This is a genomic window from Burkholderia sp. MSMB1589WGS (genome assembly GCF_001636105.1).
GTDB classification, from domain to species: Bacteria; Pseudomonadota; Gammaproteobacteria; order Burkholderiales; family Burkholderiaceae; genus Burkholderia; species Burkholderia humptydooensis.
Map to the genome: position 1 here is coordinate 635,637 of NZ_LNJT01000006.1, position 21,856 is coordinate 657,492.

The following is a 21,856-nucleotide window of genomic DNA, read 5'->3' on the forward strand; positions in this document are numbered from 1 at the left end:
CCGCGCGTCACGCCCCTTCGCCGCCACACGAGCGGCGAAAGCGACGAAAGCGACGCAACCGGCGGTAAAACGGAAAGAACTTCGCTCATGACAGGCTCCGAAAACGAAACACGCCTGCCGGATCAGGCAGGCGTGTCGATCGTAGCCAGCGGACGGCAACGCGGGCAGTCGGCCGAACGGCCGACGCCGCGCGTTCGCGTCCGTCAGTGGGAATTCGTCGCGCTCGATACCGCGCGCCGCTTCTTCAGCGCATAGCCGGCGATCACGACGAAGAGCGCGCCCGCGGCGCTCGCGCCATAGATCGCGGCGGGCGTGTCGAGGAGCGGCCAGCGGTCGCCCGCCGGATCGTTGACCATCAGCCCGCCTGCGATCCAGCCGAGCAGCGCCGCGCCGAACGTGATGAAGATCGGAAAGCGGTCGAGCAGCTTGAGGACGAGCGTGCTGCCCCAGACGATGATCGGAATGCTGACGAGCAGGCCGAAGATCACGAGCGCGATCCGATGGCCGGGGTCCGCCTGCTCGGCCGCGCCCGCGATCGCGATCACGTTGTCGAGGCTCATCACCGCGTCGGCGATCACGATCGTCTTCACTGCGTCCCACAGCTTGTCGGCGGGCTTGACGTTGTCGTGCGCGTCCTCGGCGGGCGCCATCAGCCGCACGCCGATCCACAGCAGCAGCACGCCGCCCGCAAACTTGAGGAGCGGCACGTCGAGCAGCAGCACCGCGAACGCGATCAGCACGACGCGCAGCGCGATCGCGCCGGCCGTCCCCCACAGCACGCCGCGCACGCGCTGCTGCGCGGGCAGGTTGCGGCAGGCGAGCGCGATCACCACCGCGTTGTCTCCGCCGAGCAGGATATCGATGATGACGATCTGGAGAACGGCGCCCCAATGGAGCGAGGCAAAGAATTCGAGCATGAGAGCGAAGCAAAGGGGGTGAGACCGGCGGGCGTCGGCATGCGTTCGCCCGCGCCGGACCGCCCGGCGCGAGCCTGACGAAACGCTTGCGCGAGCATAACAAAAAACGCCGGCGGAACCGGCGTTTTTCGTGGCGATGAAACCGACGTTGCAGCGCGATGCTTACAGCGCCGCCTTCAGCAGGCGGCCCATTTCCGACGGATTGCGCGTGACCTTGATGCCGCACGCGTCCATGATTTCCAGCTTCGCTTCGGCCGTGTCCGCACCGCCCGAGATCAGCGCGCCGGCGTGGCCCATGCGCTTGCCCGGAGGCGCCGTGACGCCCGCGATGAAGCCGACGACAGGCTTCTTCATGTTGTCCTTGATCCACTGAGCCGCCGTGGCTTCGTCCGGACCGCCGATCTCGCCGATCATCACGACTGCGTCCGTATCCGGATCGTCGTTGAACATCTTCATCACGTCGATGTGCTTCAGACCGTTGATCGGGTCGCCGCCGATGCCGACCGCCGACGATTGGCCAAGGCCAAGCGCCGTCAGTTGCGCGACCGCTTCGTACGTCAGCGTGCCCGAGCGCGACACGACGCCGATGCGGCCCTTGCGGTGGATGTGGCCCGGCATGATGCCGATCTTCAGCTCGTCCGGCGTGATCGTGCCCGGGCAGTTCGGCCCGAGCAGCAGCGTCTTGCGGCCTTCACGGCGCATGCGGTCCTTCACTTCGATCATGTCGCGCACGGGAATGCCTTCCGTGATGCAGATCGCGAGATCGAGATCGGCCTCGACCGCTTCCCAGATCGCCGCGGCGGCGCCCGCGGGCGGCACGTAGATGACCGACACGGTCGCGCCGGTTTCCGCCTTCGCTTCCTTGACGCTCGCGTAGATCGGAATGCCTTCGAAATCTTCGCCGGCGCGCTTCGGGTTCACGCCCGCGACGAACGCTTCGCGGCCGTTTGCGTACTCACGGCAGGCGCGCGTGTGGAACTGGCCGGTCTTGCCGGTGATGCCCTGCGTGATGACCTTCGTGTCTTTGTTGATCAGAATCGACATGTAATGACCTCTGTTCGATCGGCGTCGCGAGAAAAGCCGCGCCGCCATGCGTGTTCAATGTTGCGCTCGGAAAAACGCGGGGCTGCCCCGAGTCCTCCCGCCCCGCTTCGGGGGCCTGGCGCGCAGCGCCAGGTCGCGGGCGCTCGTTACTTGCCCGCAGCAGCCGCGACGACCTTCTGCGCGGCTTCTTCCATGCTGTCCGCCGAGATGATCGGCAGGCCGGATTCCGCAAGCATCTTCTTGCCGAGGTCTTCGTTCGTGCCCTTCATGCGCACGACGAGCGGCACGTTCAGGTTCACGGCCTTCGAGCCCGCGATCACGCCTTCCGCGATCACGTCGCAGCGCATGATGCCGCCGAAGATGTTCACGAGGATCGCCTTCAGGCCCGGGTTCTTCAGCATCAGCTTGAACGCTTCGGTGACCTTCTCGGTCGTCGCGCCGCCGCCGACGTCGAGGAAGTTCGCCGGCTCGCCGCCGAACAGCTTGATCGTGTCCATCGTCGCCATCGCGAGGCCCGCGCCGTTCACGAGGCAGCCGATGTTGCCGTCGAGCGAGATATACGCGAGGTCGAACTTCGACGCTTCGATTTCAGCCGGATCTTCTTCGTCGAGATCGCGGTACGCGACGATTTCCGGATGACGGAACAGCGCGTTCGAATCGAAGTTGAACTTCGCGTCGAGCGCGATCACCTTGCCGTCGCCCGTCAGCACGAGCGGGTTGATTTCGGCGAGCGACGCGTCCGTTTCCCAGAACGACTTGTACAGACCCTTCAGGATTTCGCGCGCTTGCGGGATCGATGCATCCGGCACGCCGATCTTCTTCGCGAGATCGTCGGCTTCGGCGTCCTGCAGCCCCAGCGACGGCTCGACGGCGACCTTGTGGATCGCTTCCGGCGTCTTTTCCGCAACTTCCTCGATGTCCATGCCGCCTTCGCTCGACGCCATCACGACGACCTTCTGCGACACGCGATCGATCACGATGCCGACATACAGTTCCTTCCTGATGTCCGCGCCTTCCTCGATCAGCAGACGGTTGACCTTCTGGCCTTCCGGACCCGTCTGGTGCGTCTTCAGTTGCATGCCGAGGATCTGGTCCGCGTACTCGCGCACTTGCTCGAGCGACTTCGCGACCTTCACGCCGCCGCCCTTGCCGCGGCCGCCCGCATGAATCTGAGCCTTGACGACCCAGACCGGGCCGCCCAGCTCTTCCGCCACCTTGACGGCCTCGTCCACCGAGAACGCTGGCTTGCCGCGCGGGACCGCGACTCCGAATTTCCGCAGGATTTCCTTACCCTGGTACTCGTGAATCTTCATGCGTGATTCCTTCAGTCTGTGAGTTGGCTAAAAAAAGTCGATTGACGATCGCTTCTTCTGACGATTCAAGCGCTCGCCCTCATTCCTTCGCACTGTCCGAGCCCTCGCGCGCGGAGCCGCTCGCGCCGTACCAGCGCGGATAGAACTGCCGAACCGCCTCCCCGTCGAACCGCAGCGCGTGACAGCGGCCGAGCTGGAACGGCGGCTCGTCGGCCGCGCGGTCGCGCCCGGTCGCGCCGTCGCCCGACAGCTCGTGCACGTTCCATACGTCGCCCGCGAACGCCTGAATCGCGGCCGTCGGCAACACCGCGCACAGCTCGGTCAGATGCGAGCAGCCGGCGACGCCGGACAGCAGCCGGGACACGTCGCGACGGAAATGGCGGAAGAGATTGAGTCCGATGAGGACGTGGTAGGCGGGTTTGGCTGCTTCGCATTGACCGGGATAGGGCACCCAGTCCGACGACGTGTCGGCGTCGACGATATTCAGCTCCCGATCGATCGTCACGCGCAGCCAGAGTTCGTGGATCGGCAGGCCGTTCGGCCTGACGCTCGACGCAAGCGTCACGTCGCGAGGCTTGTGATCGGTCAGGCAGGCTTCGATGTCCCACAAGCCGTCGGCGCGCTCGTAGGCTTCCGCTCGAATTGCGCGGCGATGGCGCAACTGTCGGGGGACGGGCTCGGGTAGCGGCATGCGGAAAGTGAAGCCGAAGAGGAAACTCGGCGATTCTAGCATATCGTCCACACCGGCCCGGTCTGGCCCCGTGCGGGGTTTCGAGGGTTTTGGGGGGATTGGACGGGGCCTGCAATCGGCAAGGCATCGTGGCCGCTCGCCCGGCCGTTGCAGGACATTCTTGCGAAATTCCCACACCGGCTCGATATCAGGCCGGCGACGAGAGCCCGCGAAAACGAATCAGCGAAAACGAATCAGCGAAAACGAGCCGGCGAAGTGGGCTCGCCCCGCTCAATCGCCACCAAATTCGTCGACATCGCCTTTCAGCAGCTTCGCGATCGTCGCACTCGAAAAACCGCGCATCGCGAGAAAACGCGCCTGCTTCGCGCGTTCCGCCGGCGTTTGCGGCGCCGTGCCGAACTTCTTGCGCCAGACCGCCTGCGCGCGCTCGAACTCGCTCTCGCGCAGCCGCGAGCCAACGGACTCGACGAGCGCGTCGCCCACCGCGTGGCGCTTCAGTTCGCTGACGATGCGCGCCGAACCGACGCGCGACGCGCGCCGATGCACGAGACTTTCGGCGAACCGCGAATCGGACAGCCAGTTTTCCCGCTCGAGCGCGTCGAGCAGCGATTCGATATCGTCGCTTTCGTCGGCATACGGCGCGAGCTTGCGCGCGAGCTCCGCGCGACTGTATTCGCGGCGCGACAGATAGGCGACCGCACGCCCTTTCAGCGTGCGTGCCGGACGTTGCGATGCCGACGAGCGTTCCGCATCATTCACATCCGACGTGGACGAATCGGAATGGAAAGGCGATGCGCGCCGCCGCGACCGGGGCCCGGCCTGGCTCGTGCGCGTATAGACGTCGCCGGCAACCGCCCCCCGCGCCGCGGCGGACGAAACACCCACCGGCGCACGCTGCCGCGCGTCATCGTGCGCATCGAACGATTCATATGGATCGAACGGCTCATCCGATTCGGACGCAACCGATCGCCGAAACGAAACGAGGGCATCGCCGGATGCCCTCGCTGCCGGGCGGCCAGACGGCCGCCCTTCGCCCGAAACCGTCGTGCGCGTTTCGCATTCGGCGTGAGGCTCGCCGGCGGACACCGCCCGCGCACCGCGCGCTGTCTGCTGCGAATCCGCGCCCTGCCGGTTCTTGCGCATTACTCCTCTTCGTCCATGATCTCGGCTGCGGAATCGGCGCCCTGCGGCATCGCGGCGACACCGAGCGACTCGCGAATGCGATTCTCGATATCGCGCGCGATTTCCGGATTCTCGCGCAGGAATTCGCGCGCGTTGTCCTTGCCCTGGCCGATCTTCTCGCCGTTATAGCTGTACCACGCGCCCGCCTTGTCGACGATCTTCGCCTGGACGCCGAGATCGATGATCTCGCCCTGGCGCGAGATGCCTTCGCCGTACAGGATGTCGAAGATCGCTTCGCGGAACGGCGGCGACACCTTGTTCTTGACGACCTTCACGCGCGTTTCGTTGCCGATCACCTCGTCGTTCTTCTTGATCGAGCCGATCCGGCGGATATCGAGACGCACCGACGAATAGAACTTGAGCGCGTTGCCGCCCGTCGTGGTTTCCGGGTTGCCGAACATCACGCCGATCTTCATCCGGATCTGGTTGATGAAGATCACGAGGCAGTTCGTGCGCTTGATCGAGCCCGTCAGCTTGCGCAGCGCCTGGGACATCAGGCGGGCCTGCAGGCCGGGCAGCGCGTCGCCCATCTCGCCTTCGATTTCGGCCTTCGGCACGAGCGCCGCGACCGAGTCGATGACGATCATGTCGATCGAGCCCGAGCGGACCAGCGCGTCGACGATTTCGAGCGCCTGCTCGCCCGTGTCCGGCTGCGAGATCAGCAGCTCCGGCACGTTCACGCCGAGCTTCGACGCATACTGGACGTCGAGTGCGTGCTCCGCGTCGATGAACGCCGCGGTGCCGCCCAGCTTCTGCATCTCGGCGACCACCTGCAGCGTGAGCGTCGTCTTGCCGGACGATTCCGGCCCGTAGATTTCGACCACACGGCCGCGCGGCAGGCCGCCGACGCCGAGCGCGATATCGAGACCGAGCGAGCCCGTGGACACCACCTGGATATCCTCGACTGCCTCGCCGTCGCCGAGCCGCATGATCGACCCTTTGCCGAACTGCTTCTCGATCTGCGCGAGCGCGGCGGCAAGCGCCTTGCTCTTCTCTGCAGTCAGCCCGGAGCCTTTCTTGCTTTCTTCCATGAATCGTCCTTTGCTATGATGAGCAGCGTCTGATACGGACGCACCGGCTTCGACACGGCCAGCAAGCCGTTAGGTGCGCGAATGCAGACACTGTATAAAAAAACAGTGGTTTATGCAAGCCCGCGTTGCAGGCAGGCATCGCCGCATATTTCGGAGACAGCCGCGCGCAGCGTCATTGCCGCGGAGCGGCAATCGGTTGCGCATCATGCGAATTCTCATCGCCGAAGACGACAGCATACTCGCGGACGGCCTCACCCGGTCGCTCCGCCAATCGGGCTATGCCGTCGACCACGTGAGGAACGGCGTCGAGGCCGACACGGCCTTGTCGATGCAGACTTTCGACCTGCTGATCCTCGATCTCGGCCTGCCCAGGATGTCCGGCCTCGACGTGCTGCGCCGCCTGCGCGCGCGCAATTCGAACCTGCCCGTGCTGATCCTGACGGCCGCCGACAGCGTCGACGAGCGCGTGAAGGGGCTCGACCTCGGCGCCGACGACTACATGGCGAAGCCGTTCGCGCTCAACGAGCTCGAAGCGCGCGTGCGCGCGCTGACGCGGCGCGGCGCGGGCGGCGGGCCGACCGTCGTGCGGCACGGCTCGCTGTCGTTCGACCAGGTCGGCCGGATCGCATATGCGAACGGCCGCGTGCTCGACCTGTCCGCGCGCGAGCTCGGGCTGCTCGAAGTGCTGCTGCAGCGCATCGGCCGGCTTGTGTCGAAGGAGCAGCTCGTCGACCATCTGTGCGAATGGGGCGAGGAAGTCAGCAACAACGCGATCGAGGTCTACGTCCACCGGCTGCGCAAGAAGATCGAGCCGAGCGGCGTGCGGATCACGACCGTGCGCGGCCTCGGCTACTGCCTCGAGAAAGCCGCGCCCGCGAGCGACACGCCGAACGCCGCCGCGCCGCAACCGGCCGAAACCGCCGCGAGCCAGCCGCTGCGCTAGCGCCGTCGACGAGCGAGCGGCCGATGGCCACGCCAGTCCGTTCCATCCACGCCGCGCGACGCGCGGCTGCCGCGGCGCCCGATACGGACGCCGCGCGCGACGCGCGTTACGAGAACCCGTTCGCGCCGCCGGACGAAACCGACGCCGCCGAAGGCCCCCGCCCCCGCTCGCTATTCGGCGAGATTCTCGACTGGATGCTCGCGCCGCTCCTCCTGCTGTGGCCGATGAGCATCGCCGTCACCTATCTCGTCGCGAAAACGATCGCGAACGGCCCGTTCGATCGCGCGCTCGAGACCGACGCATACGTACTCGCGCGGCAGATCACGCCGGTCAACGGCGTCGCCGAGCTGAGGCTGCCGCAGGCGACGCTCGACTTCCTGCGCGCCGACAACGTCGACAGCCTCTATTTCCAGGTGCTCGGCACGCGTGGCGAGCTCGTCGCGGGCGAAGCCGACCTGCCGCTGCCGCGCGACGACGACCGGCCGCCGCCCGGCGTCGTCGTGTTCCGCGACGATCTGCTGCGCGGCAACGACGTGCGCGTCGCGTACACGACCGTCGCGCTGCCGGGCGCGACGGGCTCGCAGCCCGTGCTCGTGCAGATCGGCGAAACGCTCGACAAGCGCAACGCGCTTGCGAACGACATCATCAAGGGCGTGATCCTGCCGCAATTCGTGATTCTGCCGCTCGCGATCCTGCTCGTCTGGTTCGGGCTGTCGCGCGGGCTCGCGCCGCTCACCGCGCTGCAGGCGCACATCCGCGGCCGGCGCCCGGACGACCTGTCGCCCGTCGAGGCGCGGCGCGCGCCGCCCGAGATCGAGCCGCTCGTCACGTCGTTCAACGATCTGCTCGCGCGCCTCGAGCAGAACATCACGCTGCAAAAGCGCTTCATCGCCGACGCCGCGCACCAGATGAAGACGCCGCTCGCGGGCCTGCGCACGCAGGCCGAATTCGCGCTGCGCCACGAGGTGCCGAACGACGTCGCGCGCTCGCTCGAGCAGATCGCGACGAGCTCCGAGCAGGCGGCGCGGCTCGTCACGCAACTGCTCGCGCTCGCGCGCGCGGAAAACCGCGCGACGGGGCTCACGTTCGAGCCCGTCGAGATCGCGACGCTCGCGCGACAGGCCGTGCGCGACTGGGTGCAGGCCGCGCTCGCGAAGCAGATGGACCTCGGCTACGAAGGCCCGGACGCCGACTCGGAGCCGCTTCGCATCGACGGGCATCCGGTGATGCTGCGCGAGATGCTCGGCAACCTGATCGACAACGCGATCCGCTACACGCCGGCGGGCGGCCGCATCACCGTGCGCGTGCGCGCCGATCGCGCGGCGAGCGTCGTGCATCTCGAAGTCGAGGATACGGGCCCCGGCATCCCGGCAAGCGAGCGCGAACGCGTCGTCGAGCGCTTCTACCGGATACTCGGCCGCGAAGGCGACGGCAGCGGGCTCGGCCTTGCGATCGTCCGCGAGATCGTCGCGCAGCACGGCGGCACGCTGACGATCGGCGACAACGTGTATCAGACGTCGCCGCGCCTCGCGGGCACGCTCGTGCGCGTGAGCGTTGGCTTACGGCGCGAGGCCCCGGAATAACCCTAAGCGAAGCCGCCGCCCGCCTCTCACCAGAGGCACAGTGTCGAAACTTGACAGCAATTTAAAAGAAGATGAAAGACAAACCAAGATGTAATGCGCAAATTGCCGGCACGCGATTTTGACGCAGCGAGTCAGTGCGCCGTAAGTTTGCCCTCCAATAATCGACTCGGAGCCGCCCTCCCGAGAGGACGCGCGACCCCATATCAAAATTGGAGACATTCATGGCAACGGTTGGCGGACAAATTGCGCACGCGCCGATGACGGGCGACGAAAAGCGCGTGATCTTCGCATCGTCGCTCGGCACCGTGTTCGAGTGGTACGACTTCTACCTGGCCGGCTCGCTCGCGGCCTACATCAGCAAGAGCTTCTTTTCCGGCGTCAATCCGACCGCGGCGTTCATCTTCACGCTGCTCGGCTTCGCGGCGGGCTTCGCGGTCCGGCCGTTCGGCGCGATCGTGTTCGGCCGCCTCGGCGATCTCGTCGGCCGCAAGCACACGTTCCTCATCACGATCGTGATCATGGGGATCTCGACCTTCGTCGTCGGCTTCCTGCCGGGCTACACATCGATCGGCATCGCCGCGCCCGTGATCTTCATCGCGATGCGGCTGCTGCAAGGCCTCGCGCTCGGCGGCGAGTACGGCGGCGCGGCGACCTACGTCGCCGAGCACGCGCCCGGGCATCGCCGCGGCTTCTACACGGCGTGGATCCAGACGACCGCGACGCTCGGCCTCTTCCTGTCGCTCCTCGTGATCCTCGGCGTGCGCACCGCGATCGGCGAGGAAGCGTTCGGCACCTGGGGTTGGCGCGTGCCGTTCGTCGCGTCGATCCTGCTGCTCGCCGTGTCCGTGTGGATCCGGCTGCAGTTGAACGAATCGCCGGTGTTCCTGCGGATCAAGGCCGAAGGCAAGACGTCGAAGGCGCCGATCAAGGAAGCGTTCGGCCAGTGGAAGAACCTGAAGATCGTGATTCTCGCGCTCGTCGGGCTGACGGCTGGCCAAGCGGTCGTCTGGTACACGGGTCAGTTCTACGCGCTCTTCTTCCTCACGCAGACGCTGAAGGTCGACGGCGCGAGCGCGAACATCCTGATTGCGCTCGCGCTCCTGATCGGCACGCCGTTCTTCGTGTTCTTCGGCTCGCTGTCGGACAGGATCGGTCGCAAGCCGATCATCCTCGCCGGCTGCCTGATTGCCGCGCTCACCTACTTCCCGCTCTTCAAGGCGCTTACGCACTTCGCGAATCCGGCGCTGGAGGCGGCGACGCAGAAAGCGCCGATCACGGTGATCGCGAATCCGGGCGAATGCTCGTTCCAGTTCAACCCGGTGGGCACCGCGAAGTTCACGTCGTCGTGCGACATCGCGAAGAGCGCGCTCGCGAAGGCGGGCCTCAACTACGAAAACGTCACCGCGCCGCCTGGCACGCTCGCGAAGATCAAGATCGGCGACTCGGCGATCGACACGTACGACGGCAAGGCCGCCGACGCGAAGGACAAGGCGAAGGCGTTCGACAAGACGCTCGCGTCGACGCTGAAGGCGGCGGGCTATCCGGCGAAGGCCGATCCGGCGCAGCTCAACTGGCCGATGACGACGGTGATCCTCGCGATTCTCGTGATCTACGTGACGATGGTGTACGGGCCGATCGCGGCGATGCTGGTCGAGATGTTCCCGACGCGAATCCGCTATACGTCGATGTCGCTGCCGTATCACATCGGCAACGGCTGGTTCGGCGGCTTCCTGCCGGCGACCGCGTTCGCGATCGTCGCGGCGAATGGCGACATCTATTCGGGGCTCTGGTATCCGATCGGCGTCGCGCTCGTCACGTTCGTGATCGGGCTACTGTTCGTGAAGGAAACCAAGGATTCGAATATTTACGCGCAGGATTGAGGAAGGGCGGGCCGCGGCGCGGGTAGTGCCGTCGTGAAGTGGCGGGACGCGGCCGGACGATGACGAAGCGCGCCCGCCCTCGCCGCGACACCCTCCACTTTTTTGAGGAGGTCGACAAAAAGGGCTTGACACGCCCTGGGCCGACCTTCATAATTTGTTTTCTGTTGGCGAATTAGCTCAGTCGGTTAGAGCGACGGAATCATAATCCGCAGGTCCGGGGTTCGAGTCCCTGATTCGCCACCAAATCTCAAAAGCCCTTTGCAATCAGCAGGTTGCAGAGGGCTTTGTCTTACTGGTTTACCTGTTGGTGTACCTGACCACCAACGATGAACCTGCCAAACCTCACGCAGTCACGACACGCTACCTTCTATCTTCGGCTACAGCGGAACGGTGTAGATTGTCGGGTCAGCCTTTGGACCAAGATCAGTTCAAACGAGAAGGGGGTATGCAAATTGTGGATAATTAGCTGGTTTTCCCGCCCACTCATTGTTGGAATTACTCAGGACGACGGCCAAACCTTCCGCCAGAGCCTTGGGCTGGCATATGGGTGGGCAGGTGCAGCTATTCTGTGTATGTTCTTCTTGCATTTGTCAATCGATACTGCGCCAGGAAAATTCTTCTTGATATTTTTTACCGTATGCGCATTGCCGTGCTTCCTACTGATACGCAAAGTACGGAAGGTTTCTGCGGACCATTCTTACTGAGCACTCGATAAAAAAGCACCCTCGAGGTGCTTTTTTGTTCTTCACAGCCCACTCAAGATGATGGCATTTTTCTTCCTCGTTTTTACAGGTCTATTGGGATCTTTCACCAATTTTGGGCGAACAAAACCCGCCGAACCTTCTGGAAGCCAAATCACCTCACCATGCCTCATGACATAAGTAAGGGGAATCTTTGGATTATTAATATCTTTCCCTCCCCTATCATGCCACTTCTTTTCCCAACTTGAATAATAGAACTCCAAGTGCTTGGGCTTCAAACGATAAATAACCTGCAGCTCAATATTCTTGAATGCCGCAAAATACCAATCCACTTTGCGATACTTTTCAATAATAGCAGGATTCAAGTGGTGGTGGGTCGTGAATTGGTGCTGCAAATCCAAATTCACAGTTTTAATTTCATACTCATTTCCATCTTTATCAACGGCGTCATTCCCTTCCCGAGCCCCGTCAGTGCTAAGCCCAAGAATCATTAGCAACTGGAGATACTTTCCTCCGTTGTCCTGAAAAATGTCGTTTATCTTGTATTTTGACGCCAGGGCTTGGTATTCTCGAATATATGGGAAAAGTCTGTCGAATTTCTGTTTATCAGCTTCTTCTACGGGACTATTCATTTGGCGTCAGTAGCTCTCTGATATCAACACCAAGAGCCACTGCCAGCCGTTCCATGTTATCGACCGTGATGTTTCGCTCTCCTCGCTCCACCGAGCTGACATAGGTGCGGTGAAGATTGCAGAGCTCGGCCAGCTTTTCCTGGGAAATCCCCTGAGAAATCCTGACCTCTTTCATTCGTTTGGCAAAAATGAGTCTGGCTGACATGCTTATTGGTGCATGTTGGAAAGCACCGAGTGTCAGCACTTGACAACTTTGAGTCTACAGACTATAAGTTTCTCCTTGCTCATGTTTCCCCTCTCAGCCACTGATGTTCACAACCCTCAAACAGCCCCCCTTGTACACCACTTCGCTGGGACAGGCCTACCTTGCTGATTCGCTGGACATGCTGGCACAGCTACCAGACAACTCGGTCAATCTGGTGCTGACCTCTCCCCCGTTCGCGCTGCAACGAAAAAAAGAGTACGGGAACAAAGACGAGGTCGACTATGTCGATTGGTTGGCTCAGTTTGCAAAGCTCGTTTTCCAGAAGCTGACTCCTGACGGTTCATTTGTGGTTGACCTTGGCGGAGCATATCGCAAGGGTGTTCCTGTTCGTAGTCTTTACAATTACCGCGCTTTGATTAAATTCTGCGATGAAATTGGCTTTCACCTTGCAGAAGAATTTTTCTGGTTCAATCCAAGCAAGCTACCCTCACCCATTGAATGGGTAAATAAGCGAAAAATTCGCGCAAAGGATTCTGTAAACACCGTCTGGTGGTTCTCCAAGACGGAATGGCCCAAGGCTGACGTTTCTAAGGTTCTGACTGAATATTCAGAACGGATGAAGAAGCTGATTAAAGACCCGGAGGCTTACTACTCCCCTGCCAAGAGACCGTCAGGTCACGATATTGGCTCTGGCTTTGGCAAAGACAACGGTGGGGCGATACCCTCCAACTTGCTTCAAATTCCCAATTCAGAAGCAAGTTCAAAATATTTGAAACTCTGCAAGGAAATTGGAATTCAAGCTCACCCAGCAAGATTTCCAGCCAAGCTACCCGAATTCTTTATTCGTTATTTGACGGAACCAAACGACTTGGTCGTAGATATTTTTGCTGGCTCGAATACAACGGGATTCGTATGCGAACAGGAAGAACGCCGCTGGTTGGCTTTTGAAGAAATACCAGAATACCTGTCCGCTTCTGTATTCCGATTTATGCAAGACGAGCCACTAGATAAAATAAAAGCGGCCTATGAAGATCTAATGGCAGGAAAACCAAGAAATCTTCATACTACCGAACACCAACCTTGGTTAATATGAGAGAAAGCTCCTTCAGGGGCTTTTTTATTATCTATGCACTCAATCGCCGTGCAGGCTCTTCAAGAAGTCTGCCTGTCAGCATCGCACTACGTGCTACGGTACGATAAATTGGTGTCAGGTGTACCTGATGGTGCACCTCTTTTTCATTCCACCATACGAGATGAACTCAGTAAGGCACTGATTTACAACTTGTTTTTTGAGGCAGTGAGGGCTAACTCCTGATTCGCCACCAAATTCTGGAAGGGCTTAGTGCTAGCTAAGCCCTTTTTCTTTACTCCGCAAAAGTAGCTGAAACACCCCTCCGCCATCTCAAAGTCACCTCAATTCATGCCGAGAACTGGGGTCCATACGACCTAAGCGAACCGCTTTCTCGATAGCACCCAAAGCGCGCTACTAGCAAGTCTCGTCAAGCTGGCCTTCCCCCGTTTTCCCGGACGGATTCACTAGCCCCCGTAATACACAGCTCGAACTGAACCGGGCCAAGGAAGTTCAGCGTTGAATGTCGACGGTGCGGGTTATAGAAGCATTCGATGTAGTCAAACACATTGGCCGGTGTCTCGTCGCGGGCGCGATAGACGCTTCGGTTCACGCGATCTGTCTTCAGGGTGCTAAAGAGGCTTTCCATTGCAGCGTTGACCGAGTGTCCCAACAATCGCCTCGACGGCTCATGCCACAGGTAATGCCCTCCTGCCTGAGTAGCGTCCGGAAGTCTTCGCTGATGTACTGGGCGGATTCAACCGGTTGTCATGGTGTATCAGCCCAACTGGCCGGCCGCGTCGCCAGTGCGCCATCAGCAAGGCGTCTGCAACCATCCGACGCGCACTTCACTCCGGGCCCTTCGCGAAGTAGCCGAGCGCTTTTTTAGAATGTCGCGCTCCATCGTGACTCGCTTCAGTTCGCGCTGTAGGCGCTGGACTGCCGAGAGCGCTTCCGTGCGTAACGGCTTGCTAGCGTCCATTCCCATCGCGCCATCTCGCATCAGCCCGACCCAGCGGCGCAACGGGTTGTCGCCGACGCCCAGGTCACGTGCAATTCCGCGTGACGGTCGCACCGAGCTCATTACACAGCCGCGCCGCTGCGCGCTTAGCTCAAATTCATCAGTGAAGTGCCTTCTTGTTCTGTTCATTTTGTCCTCTTCGAATTACAACAGCTTAGCTGATGCATCCGGGAAAACGGGGGCCAGCCCCATTGCCTTCGAGCATTACAACGAACAGCATCCTCATAGCGCATTGAAATATCGCTCGCTACGCGAGTTCCGACGCAGGACCGAATCATCGACTCAAGTGTAAGGCCGCGTCCGGAGGTACGGGGACAAATCCACCATCGACGATGACACGCTCCCCGGCCATCCGATCCTTGGGAAGCGACCACACCGTATAGCCGATCCCTGCAGAACGACGTGAGGACAGTCGGCACCGACTCATATTGCATATCAGCCTGGCTGTATCGCAATAAATAGGCTCCATTCTGGTGCAGGACGAGTGAATGGATCGGAATTTTCCGCCTTAATTCCACTCCCCATCAAATAGCCGCCCAAAAAATTACTGACCATATCTATTGGCGTTCCTCGATTTCATGACGCCATATACCTTCGGATATCTTCACTCCATCGATTAGATGAATATTATGGCCTTCATGGTTTCGCTGTTATTACCAGATAAGAGCGATAGCGCAAACTCGCCGTGATCAGGCGATTCCCGCCCTTACCCAAATTCAGCAAGCACTAAAAACAAGGTTTCCCCGGCAGATTCCAGAGACGCCAACCGATCACACGTCTACGAGCGAGGTATCTCCATTCGAGTTGTTCCCGCAATAGCGCGGTCGCCGACCGCCCGTCCATTTCACCGAGCTTCATTTCTCGCGATCGTTACCGGAGGCATCCAATGAACCGAGTCCGCAATTCCGGCATCATGCATCCCGCACCTTTCTTCTCCGAATCGGAAGGACTGGAACGCAAGACAAAAATCGACCGATATCTCGACAAAAAAATGGAGGAATGGCGTCAGTCGATTCCCTATGCGTCACACATGAAAGACAAGAATATCAACATGAATTACTATCGCCGCACGTTGATCGAACATGTGTGGCGCATTCGCCTGTCGCGCGCGAGCCAAGCCAAGGCCATCTACAAGATCGCGCAGATTTCGCCGTCGGCCGCCCAGGACTATGCGCACTATCAAGCCGACGAAATGCTGCACGACAGGCTCTACATCCGCGATTGCGAGGCAGCCGGCGTATCGATCGAGGAAATCCTGAACACCGAGCCGTATCTGTCGACCAAGCTCTTCGAAGGCTTTTTCTACTACACCCTCGAGCACGAACACCCGATGGCGCCCGTGGTATCGAACTACCTCGTCGAATACACGCAAGCCAAGCTGCAACCGGACATCGTGAGGAATCTTCAGTCGACGCTCGGTCACGATCTGATCAAGGGGCAAGAGGCACATCTCGTCGTCGACACGCGAGACGATCATTCGATGGAGATGTGGAAGATCCTCAACCAGCTCATCCTCAGCGAAGACGATTACGAGGCCGTATTCAAGTACATCGATGACGTTCAGGAGATTCTTGCGATGTTCTTCCGCGAAATCTACGAAGACACCGTGCTGGCGCCGCAGAAGTCCGCAGCCTGACCGCGACCGGGCGGCAGTGCGCGCCCCGGATGCCGGTTCGTCGGCATCGTCCCTTCCGCCTGCCGATGCGCCGGCAGGCGGATCGCGTACGCGTTTCCAGAACCGATTCCTCGTTACAAGATCCGTGAAATTCAGATCAATTGGAGGAAGTATGTACTTACGTGTCGAACCGATTAAGACGTTGGGGCGGGATATGAGGGTTCCCGCCTCGAAACCGGAGACCCAGCGCGCAATCGTCGCCGCCAGTCTCGCCCACGGCACCTCGGTCGTGCACAACGACCTGCGCTGCATCGAAACGGAAACGATGAAGGCCGCGTGCCGCAAGCTCGGCGCAACGATCGACGAAACCCCCGATACGCTGACGATCACGGGTATCGGTGGCCGCTTCAGCACCGACGTTCACGTCATCGACGCAAAAGGCTCCGGCCTCGTGTTTCGAACGATGATGGCGTTAAGCAGCATGCGCGGCATTCCGACGATTCTCACCGGTGATGCAACGCTGCGCCGGCGTGTGATGAAGCCGCTGTTCGACGCCCTTCACGCGCTCGGCGCAAACTTCACCTATCTCGGCGACGACGGCAAAGCACCCGTGATCAACTGGGGCAAGGCGCTCGACGGCTCACATTGCACGCTGGCGGGCGACATCAGCTCACAGTTCGTCACCGCGTTGCTGATGACCACTCCGCTCGGGCAGCGCGGCGTCGACATCCGGATCACGCCGCCCGTCCTGTCCCAGTCGTATATCGACCAGACGCTCGATTTCATGAGACTCGCCGGAATCGACGTGCAAGCCAGCCCGGACTACACCGCATACCGCGTATCACCGGGCGGATACCGGGCCTTCGACACGCATATCAACGCCGACTTCACTTCGCTATCCTACCTTCTGATGGCCTGCGCGCTCTTTCCGGGCGTCTATCGGATCGCCGGCATTCAAGAAAAGACATTGCAAGGAGAAAAACTCTTCGTCGACATCGTCGAGGCGCTCGGCGTCCGTCTGCGCTATGCGTCAGGCCACATGCTCGACGTGGACAGCTCGAATGCCGATCTTGAGGGGAATTTCGAATTCGACGTCAGCAGCGGACCCAACATCATTCCGACGCTCGTCGCACTGAGTCTCTTCGTCAAGGGGAAACTGACCGTGCGGGGCGGCTCGGTCACTCGCTTTCATAAATCGTCACGCATCGAATCGATGGTGGGAGAAGTCCGCAAACTGGGAGCGGATATCGAGATCATTCGTCACCCTGACGGCCACACGGACGGCTTCGTCACGCGCGGCAGGGATCGCTACGCGGGCGGCGTTTCGCTCAGCAGCAACGGCGACCACCGGAACTTCATGTCGCTTTTCGTCGCCGCCTTGCGCTTCGACAACGCTTGCAGCCTCGACGGATATGCCGACGTGTCGTGCTCGTTTCCGGATTTCATCGACCAATTCCGCAAGCTCGGCGTGGAAAGTCTCGCCGCGGCCCACTACTACGTCGCCGCCGCGGACGACTGAATCAACGTTGTTGGACGGCGCCTCACGCGTCGTCATACTTCCTCCCCACCACCTCGGAGATGCCCGTGGACAATCGATTCAAACTCGACGGCAACGATACGCATGCGTCGCAAGCCGACAGCCGCGCCCGATCGCAACGCCACGCGATGCCGTCGGAAAGTTCGTGTACGTCTCCCAAGCACCGTTGGCAACCCACCTCGCAGCCGACGCTGGACAGCGAATCCGGCCAGACTCATCCGAAACTGTCGTCCCGGCAGCAACAAATCCTGACCTACATCATCCAGGGCTACCAGAACAAGGCCATTGCACGTCTGCTCGGCATCGAAATCGTGACCGTCAAGATGCACATCGGCGTGCTGTTCAAGAAGCTGGGTGTCCGGAACCGCACCACGGCGGCCGTGCGCGGCATCGATCTCATCCGGGACAAAATGGGTGAAGAATCGACCAACGTGTACTGAGCGAGCGCGAGGCTTGCGCCGTCTGCGAATCGTACACACCGTCATCCCTATTTCCCCGAACCCTGACAGACTCGTCCGAGTCATCGCCCGGCCTTCCGCCGAAAGGCCGGATCATCCGAGCCCGGCTTCGACTTCCCATATCGTCGACCACGCGGGGACGAGGCGGCGGCGCGCGGTCCACCGGGTGCCATCCGACATCGCCCGCCGCGCGCCCCGAACTCGATGCCGCCCCTCGCATGGAATTCACGCAATCCGATAGCGAGCGAGCGCCGCCTGGTCCCATTCGATGCCGCTTCCGGGCGTTTCGCCCGGAAGCGCATTCCCGTCGACGATCCGCATCGGCTCGGCAAGCACGGGATCAGCGTAGTCGTAGTACTGCAACCAGTGCGCGGTCGGCGTGACCGCCATCAGGTGCGCGCTGAATTCCTGATAATTGTGCGTACTGACCGACAGTGACGCCGCATCGGCCAACGCCGCGCCGTGCAGCCAGCGCGACACGCCGCCGATCTTCATCAGATCGAACATCAGCAGATCCGATGCGCCGGCGGCAATGCACTTCGCAAGCTCGCTCGTCCCGAAGCAATTCTCGCCCATCTGGATCGGCGTGATCGTTTCGCGCGCAATGCGCGCATGCCCTGCGTAGTCATCCTGTCGGGTCGGCTCCTCGATCCAGCCCAATCCGAACTCGTCGAGCGCGCGGCAACGGCGAATCGCCTCGTCCAGCGTCAATCCCTGGTTGTAGTCGACGCATAGCATCGACTGCGCTCCGAGCACGGATTTCACCGCTCGGACGACTTCGAGGTCCTGTTCGAGCGTCACGTAGCCGATCTTGATTTTCATCGCGCGGAAACCGCGCGCCAGCGATTGCTCCGCGAGCCGGCAGCTAGCGTCGACGCCGAGCATGCCGATGCTCGAATAAGCCGGAACGGGCTGTGGCGCGCCGCCGAGTGCACGGACGAGCGGCACGCCGAGCGCGCGGGCGTGCGCATCCCAAAGCGCCATCTCGACGCCGGCCACCGCCATGCTGACGAGCCCGGTATTGCCGACCAGATGGAAATACGACTCGAGCAGATCGCGCGCATCAAGCGGGGCGAGCCGCTTTCCTTCGAGCAGCTCGCCGAACGACGCGATCAGCGTCGACAATGGCTTGAGCACGATCGGCGTGAATACGAACAAATAGGCATGGCCCGTCACCCCCTGCTCGGTATGCAGGTCGATCAACACGAACGGCGCGTCCGCGATCAGGCCGCTCGCCGTGCGGATGGGGTTCGACATCGGCAACCGCACCGCGGTGGCCGTCAACTCGCGAAACGTCAATACAGACGACATGCCCCCCTCCCTCGTCTTGCGCGTCGGCCCCGGCTTGGCGACGAGTCACCATGCGCCGGGCGCCGCCGCCCGAACCGTCAGAACTGCGCGCATACGACGATGAGCCCGGAGGTGACGAGCGTCAGCCCCCAGCGCTCGAACGCGCCGAGTTTTTCGCGTAGCAGCTTGCGCGACACCAGATAACTGAACAGCACCTCGATCAGCCCGAGCGTGCGCACATCCGCCGCGCCGTGCAACGCGAGCGCGGTCAACTCCCCGATCGTCGCGAGCGCGCCGACCGTTCCGACCGTCAGCGAAAAACGCCAGATCCGAATGATCGTGAGCAACCCCGAGCGATTCGTCAGCACCAGATATCCGCCCAGCAGGACCGACTGGATCAACTGCGCCCACAGCACACCCCATGCGCCGTTCAGCCACGGCGTAATGCCCGGTTGGTGCAGCGCCGCTGCGCGATAGCCGACCGCCATCAGCGCGAACGACGCCCCCGCGCCCAGACCATAGACGGCGGACAGGCCCAGCCGGCCGCCCGCACTCGCAGCCGCCGCGTGCTGCCCAGGTTTCGGACAGGTCAGCAGGATCACGCCGAACATCGCGATCAGCATGCCGAGCATCGAGATCCGGCTCGGCGCTTCATGCAGGACCAGCAGCGAGAACAACGCCACTTGCAACGGTTCGGTCTTCGAGAAAGCCACCGACACGACGAAATTTCGCTGCTTCATCGCCATCAGCAGCAACGCGGTGCCGCCCAGTTGCGCGACCGCGCCGAGCGTCAACCAGCCCGCCCAGGCAGGCGTGACGATGGGCAGCCCGCCCGCCGCCCGCCATAACAGCAGCACCCAGAGCAGCGAAAACGGCAAGCCGTACAAAAAGCGCACCAGCGTCGCCGGCAACGTTCCCGCCTGCTCGGTCAGGCTGCGCTGCGCGGCATTGCGCACGGTGCGCCCGAACGCGGCGCACAGCACGATAGGCACCCACGCCCATTCCCATACGGTCGAGACTTGCAACGGCATCTCCATAGTTATCCGCATGACTCGATCGACGATCGGGTCGTGCAGACAGCCACACCCGCCCGCGTTCCGCATGCTTGCGAACCACGAAACCCGCGTCTTGCGAACGGATTCATTGCGCCCGCTTCCACACCGATATCGGCACATCGCCGTTCGGACGCGCGACGACGCGATAGCTCAATTCGTCGCCGTTCAGTTCATACGTGCGCATTTGCCGTTCGCCCTCCCAGTTCGGAAATGACGCATGCTGAACGTGAAAAGCCAGCGAGTGCGCGGCATGGTCGATTTCGATCGTGCCGAAGTGCGTGCTCGATCCCATCACCGCATCCCTGTATTCGGCATCCGTTCCCGAGCGCTTGTCGCCCGAAACGAAGCGCTTGCGTTCCGCCTTGAATATCTGCACCGAATAACGTCCCTCGCGATCGATCATCATGAGGCCGGACGGCACGGTGCCGTAATCCCTGGCACGCGTGCCGTCCGGATGTTCGACGTCCGCTGCGACAAGGGTCCAGGTGCCGGCAAGCGACGCCGCAGAATCGCCCGCGGCGAATGCCGCCGGCGTCGCGAATATCCCTGCGGAAATTGCCAGCGCCATTGCCGATTTAATCCGCGTTCGCCCTTCTGTCATGTTCAAACTCCCGAATCGTCATCCAGTCAATCAAAAATCATGTTTCATTCGCACAAAACCGGCTTCCGTTTTTAGACGCAACCATCGCCTCGATGATAGCCAAACGGTTCAGGAAGAAATGCGATAATTCTGCATCGACGCTGCGGGAAAACTGAATCATGTCTCCACCGAATCTCGATATGGATGTGATGCGAACGCTGCTGGCCGCTCATCAATTGGGCAGCCTGAATCGCGCGGCGGAGCGCGTCGGCCGATCCCAATCCGCAATCAGTCAGCAAATCCGCAAGCTCGAGGAGCAAGTCGGCCTGCCGCTGTTTCGCCGCCAAGGGCGCGGACTCGTGCTGACCGACGCGGGCGACGTGATCCTCTCCTATGCGAAACGCATTCTCGACCTCAACGACGAAGCCATACGCTCGGTGCGCGGCGCCGTGCTCGAAGGCAGCGTACGTTTCGGGCTGCCGGGCGATTTCGCGGAAACCTGGCTGCCCGCCGTCCTCGGCGCATTCAAGAAAACCCATCCCGCCGTGCGCGTCGAAGTTGCGGTCGAACCCAATCGCCTGCTGCTCGAACGTCTCGACAAAGGGGAGCTCGATCTGGTCCTCGCCCTCGATCATCAGACGCGCCCCGACGCCGAGCACGTCGCGCGGCTGCCGATGACGTGGATCGGTCCGGCGAACGTCGAACCCCTCTCGAACCCCGACGGCCCGCTGGACCTCGCGCTCTACAATCCGCCCTGCCTGTTCCGCCGCATAGGCGTGCAGGCGCTCGACGACGCGAACGTCTCGTGGCGGCTTGCCTACACCACCGCGAGCCTGAACAGCCTGTGGGCGGGCGTCGCCGCGGGCCTCGGCATCACGCTGCGCACGGCCACGGGCATTCCGTCCGCGCTGCGGCGGCTCGGCACGCAGGACGGCCTCCCGGAACTGCCTTCGGTCGACCTTTGCCTGCATGGTGCCCACCGGAAGCTGTCGCCCGCGCTCGATCAGCTCAAGCAGGTCGTGTTGAAAAGCGCTGCCGAGCATCTTGCAGCGTAACGCCCGGCATGGCGACAAGCCGCCGCCATGCCGTCCGCGCGGGCCGCGCCGGTT

The 21,856-nt window shown here is 61.8% G+C and carries 19 protein-coding genes, 1 tRNA gene and 1 pseudogene; 9 read left to right on the top strand and 12 right to left on the bottom strand.

From position 1 onward, the window contains the following. Positions 1–203: 203 nt before the first annotated feature. From WT16_RS05260 to recA, 6 genes are all read right to left on the bottom strand, one after another. Positions 204–917, bottom strand: coding sequence for a TerC family protein (locus WT16_RS05260; protein ID WP_006024687.1), 714 nt, complete (start codon positions 915–917; stop codon positions 204–206). 162 nt (positions 918–1,079) lie between these two features. Next, entirely contained in the window at positions 1,080–1,961 is an 882-nt protein-coding gene (sucD, locus tag WT16_RS05265) for a succinate--CoA ligase subunit alpha (protein WP_009911351.1), read from the bottom strand. 146 nt (positions 1,962–2,107) lie between these two features. Beyond that, complete coding sequence (gene sucC, locus WT16_RS05270; protein ID WP_258006876.1) at positions 2,108–3,289, bottom strand: ADP-forming succinate--CoA ligase subunit beta; 1,182 nt, start codon at positions 3,287–3,289, stop codon at positions 2,108–2,110. 64 nt (positions 3,290–3,353) lie between these two features. Next, a complete protein-coding gene (locus WT16_RS05275) occupies positions 3,354–3,965 on the bottom strand; it encodes a DUF2889 domain-containing protein (RefSeq protein ID WP_063532839.1) in 612 nt (203 codons plus the stop codon). A 270-nt stretch (positions 3,966–4,235) separates the two neighbouring features. Continuing rightward, positions 4,236–5,108, bottom strand: coding sequence for a recombination regulator RecX (gene recX, locus WT16_RS05280; RefSeq protein WP_063532840.1), 873 nt, complete (start codon positions 5,106–5,108; stop codon positions 4,236–4,238). After that, the gene (recA, locus tag WT16_RS05285) at positions 5,108–6,178 is read right to left on the bottom strand and encodes a recombinase RecA (RefSeq protein WP_015600328.1); all 1,071 of its coding nucleotides are present in this window, start codon (positions 6,176–6,178) and stop codon (positions 5,108–5,110) included. Before recA ends, recX begins: the two co-directional genes overlap by 1 nt. Before the next feature lie 205 nt (positions 6,179–6,383). On the opposite strand from recA, the gene WT16_RS05290 reads away from it, so the two are divergent. The 4 genes from WT16_RS05290 to WT16_RS05305 all read left to right on the top strand — a co-directional run bounded on the left by WT16_RS05290 (position 6,384) and on the right by WT16_RS05305 (position 10,827). Continuing rightward, a complete protein-coding gene (locus tag WT16_RS05290; protein ID WP_063533063.1) occupies positions 6,384–7,121 on the top strand; it encodes a response regulator transcription factor in 738 nt (245 codons plus the stop codon). A gap of 23 nt (positions 7,122–7,144) precedes the next feature. Beyond that, a complete protein-coding gene (locus WT16_RS05295) occupies positions 7,145–8,704 on the top strand; it encodes a sensor histidine kinase N-terminal domain-containing protein (protein ID WP_063532841.1) in 1,560 nt (519 codons plus the stop codon). 221 nt (positions 8,705–8,925) lie between these two features. Further along, positions 8,926–10,584, top strand: a complete 1,659-nt coding sequence (locus WT16_RS05300) for an MFS transporter (protein WP_015600611.1) — start codon at positions 8,926–8,928, stop codon at positions 10,582–10,584. 166 nt (positions 10,585–10,750) lie between these two features. Then, positions 10,751–10,827 (top strand) — tRNA-Met (locus WT16_RS05305). 502 nt (positions 10,828–11,329) lie between these two features. Here WT16_RS05305 and WT16_RS30300 read toward each other — a convergent pair. Both WT16_RS30300 and WT16_RS34305 read right to left on the bottom strand, forming a co-directional pair. Beyond that, a complete protein-coding gene (locus WT16_RS30300) occupies positions 11,330–11,917 on the bottom strand; it encodes a restriction endonuclease (protein WP_171845222.1) in 588 nt (195 codons plus the stop codon). Then, positions 11,910–12,122 (bottom strand): helix-turn-helix transcriptional regulator, encoded by a 213-nt coding sequence (locus WT16_RS34305; protein WP_061083862.1) that lies wholly within the window; start codon positions 12,120–12,122, stop codon positions 11,910–11,912. Before WT16_RS34305 ends, WT16_RS30300 begins: the two co-directional genes overlap by 8 nt. A gap of 130 nt (positions 12,123–12,252) precedes the next feature. Here WT16_RS34305 and WT16_RS30305 point away from each other — a divergent pair, with 130 nt between their 5' ends. Beyond that, on the top strand, positions 12,253–13,215 hold the full coding sequence (locus tag WT16_RS30305; protein ID WP_231755912.1) for a site-specific DNA-methyltransferase: 963 nt from the start codon (positions 12,253–12,255) through the stop codon (positions 13,213–13,215). A gap of 406 nt (positions 13,216–13,621) precedes the next feature. Here WT16_RS30305 and WT16_RS34770 read toward each other — a convergent pair. Continuing rightward, positions 13,622–14,030, bottom strand: a pseudogene (locus WT16_RS34770) (IS3 family transposase); the annotation flags it as partial. A 1,068-nt stretch (positions 14,031–15,098) separates the two neighbouring features. On the opposite strand from WT16_RS34770, the gene WT16_RS05315 reads away from it, so the two are divergent. From WT16_RS05315 to WT16_RS05325, 3 genes are all read left to right on the top strand, one after another. Further along, positions 15,099–15,848, top strand: coding sequence for a hypothetical protein (locus WT16_RS05315; RefSeq protein ID WP_006024676.1), 750 nt, complete (start codon positions 15,099–15,101; stop codon positions 15,846–15,848). 151 nt (positions 15,849–15,999) lie between these two features. After that, positions 16,000–17,346 (top strand): 3-phosphoshikimate 1-carboxyvinyltransferase, encoded by a 1,347-nt coding sequence (locus tag WT16_RS05320; protein WP_063532842.1) that lies wholly within the window; start codon positions 16,000–16,002, stop codon positions 17,344–17,346. Between the two features lie 59 nt (positions 17,347–17,405). Continuing rightward, positions 17,406–17,804: a LuxR C-terminal-related transcriptional regulator gene (locus tag WT16_RS05325; RefSeq protein WP_230479243.1), complete on the top strand. Its 399-nt coding sequence runs from the start codon at positions 17,406–17,408 to the stop codon at positions 17,802–17,804. A gap of 243 nt (positions 17,805–18,047) precedes the next feature. Here WT16_RS05325 and WT16_RS05330 read toward each other — a convergent pair whose 3' ends face one another. From WT16_RS05330 to WT16_RS05340, 3 genes are all read right to left on the bottom strand, one after another. Then, complete coding sequence (locus WT16_RS05330) at positions 18,048–19,133, bottom strand: enolase C-terminal domain-like protein (protein WP_063532843.1); 1,086 nt, start codon at positions 19,131–19,133, stop codon at positions 18,048–18,050. A 77-nt stretch (positions 19,134–19,210) separates the two neighbouring features. After that, on the bottom strand, positions 19,211–20,149 hold the full coding sequence (locus WT16_RS05335) for an EamA family transporter (RefSeq protein ID WP_009916521.1): 939 nt from the start codon (positions 20,147–20,149) through the stop codon (positions 19,211–19,213). Between the two features lie 103 nt (positions 20,150–20,252). Beyond that, entirely contained in the window at positions 20,253–20,735 is a 483-nt protein-coding gene (locus WT16_RS05340; RefSeq protein WP_231892029.1) for a lipocalin-like domain-containing protein, read from the bottom strand. Between the two features lie 191 nt (positions 20,736–20,926). Here WT16_RS05340 and WT16_RS05345 point away from each other — a divergent pair, with 191 nt between their 5' ends. Continuing rightward, a complete protein-coding gene (locus WT16_RS05345; protein ID WP_063532845.1) occupies positions 20,927–21,802 on the top strand; it encodes a LysR substrate-binding domain-containing protein in 876 nt (291 codons plus the stop codon). Positions 21,803–21,856: the final 54 nt, after the last annotated feature.

Bases quoted from the DNA above. Each gene is read 5' to 3' on its own strand.
- WT16_RS05325 (WP_230479243.1), top strand. From the start codon at position 17,406: ATGCCCGTGGACAATCGATTCAAACTCGACGGCAACGATACGCATGCG.
- WT16_RS34305 (WP_061083862.1), bottom strand. From the start codon at position 12,122: ATGTCAGCCAGACTCATTTTTGCCAAACGAATGAAAGAGGTCAGGATT.
- WT16_RS05295 (WP_063532841.1), top strand. From the start codon at position 7,145: ATGGCCACGCCAGTCCGTTCCATCCACGCCGCGCGACGCGCGGCTGCC.
- WT16_RS05345 (WP_063532845.1), top strand. From the start codon at position 20,927: ATGTCTCCACCGAATCTCGATATGGATGTGATGCGAACGCTGCTGGCC.
- WT16_RS05330 (WP_063532843.1), bottom strand. From the start codon at position 19,133: ATGTCGTCTGTATTGACGTTTCGCGAGTTGACGGCCACCGCGGTGCGG.
- recA (WP_015600328.1), bottom strand. From the start codon at position 6,178: ATGGAAGAAAGCAAGAAAGGCTCCGGGCTGACTGCAGAGAAGAGCAAG.
- WT16_RS30300 (WP_171845222.1), bottom strand. From the start codon at position 11,917: ATGAATAGTCCCGTAGAAGAAGCTGATAAACAGAAATTCGACAGACTT.
- WT16_RS05260 (WP_006024687.1), bottom strand. From the start codon at position 917: ATGCTCGAATTCTTTGCCTCGCTCCATTGGGGCGCCGTTCTCCAGATC.
- WT16_RS05290 (WP_063533063.1), top strand. From the start codon at position 6,384: ATGCGAATTCTCATCGCCGAAGACGACAGCATACTCGCGGACGGCCTC.
- WT16_RS05335 (WP_009916521.1), bottom strand. From the start codon at position 20,149: ATGGAGATGCCGTTGCAAGTCTCGACCGTATGGGAATGGGCGTGGGTG.
- WT16_RS05320 (WP_063532842.1), top strand. From the start codon at position 16,000: ATGTACTTACGTGTCGAACCGATTAAGACGTTGGGGCGGGATATGAGG.
- WT16_RS05275 (WP_063532839.1), bottom strand. From the start codon at position 3,965: ATGCCGCTACCCGAGCCCGTCCCCCGACAGTTGCGCCATCGCCGCGCA.
- WT16_RS05340 (WP_231892029.1), bottom strand. From the start codon at position 20,735: ATGGCGCTGGCAATTTCCGCAGGGATATTCGCGACGCCGGCGGCATTC.
- recX (WP_063532840.1), bottom strand. From the start codon at position 5,108: ATGCGCAAGAACCGGCAGGGCGCGGATTCGCAGCAGACAGCGCGCGGT.
- sucD (WP_009911351.1), bottom strand. From the start codon at position 1,961: ATGTCGATTCTGATCAACAAAGACACGAAGGTCATCACGCAGGGCATC.
- WT16_RS05315 (WP_006024676.1), top strand. From the start codon at position 15,099: ATGAACCGAGTCCGCAATTCCGGCATCATGCATCCCGCACCTTTCTTC.
- WT16_RS05300 (WP_015600611.1), top strand. From the start codon at position 8,926: ATGGCAACGGTTGGCGGACAAATTGCGCACGCGCCGATGACGGGCGAC.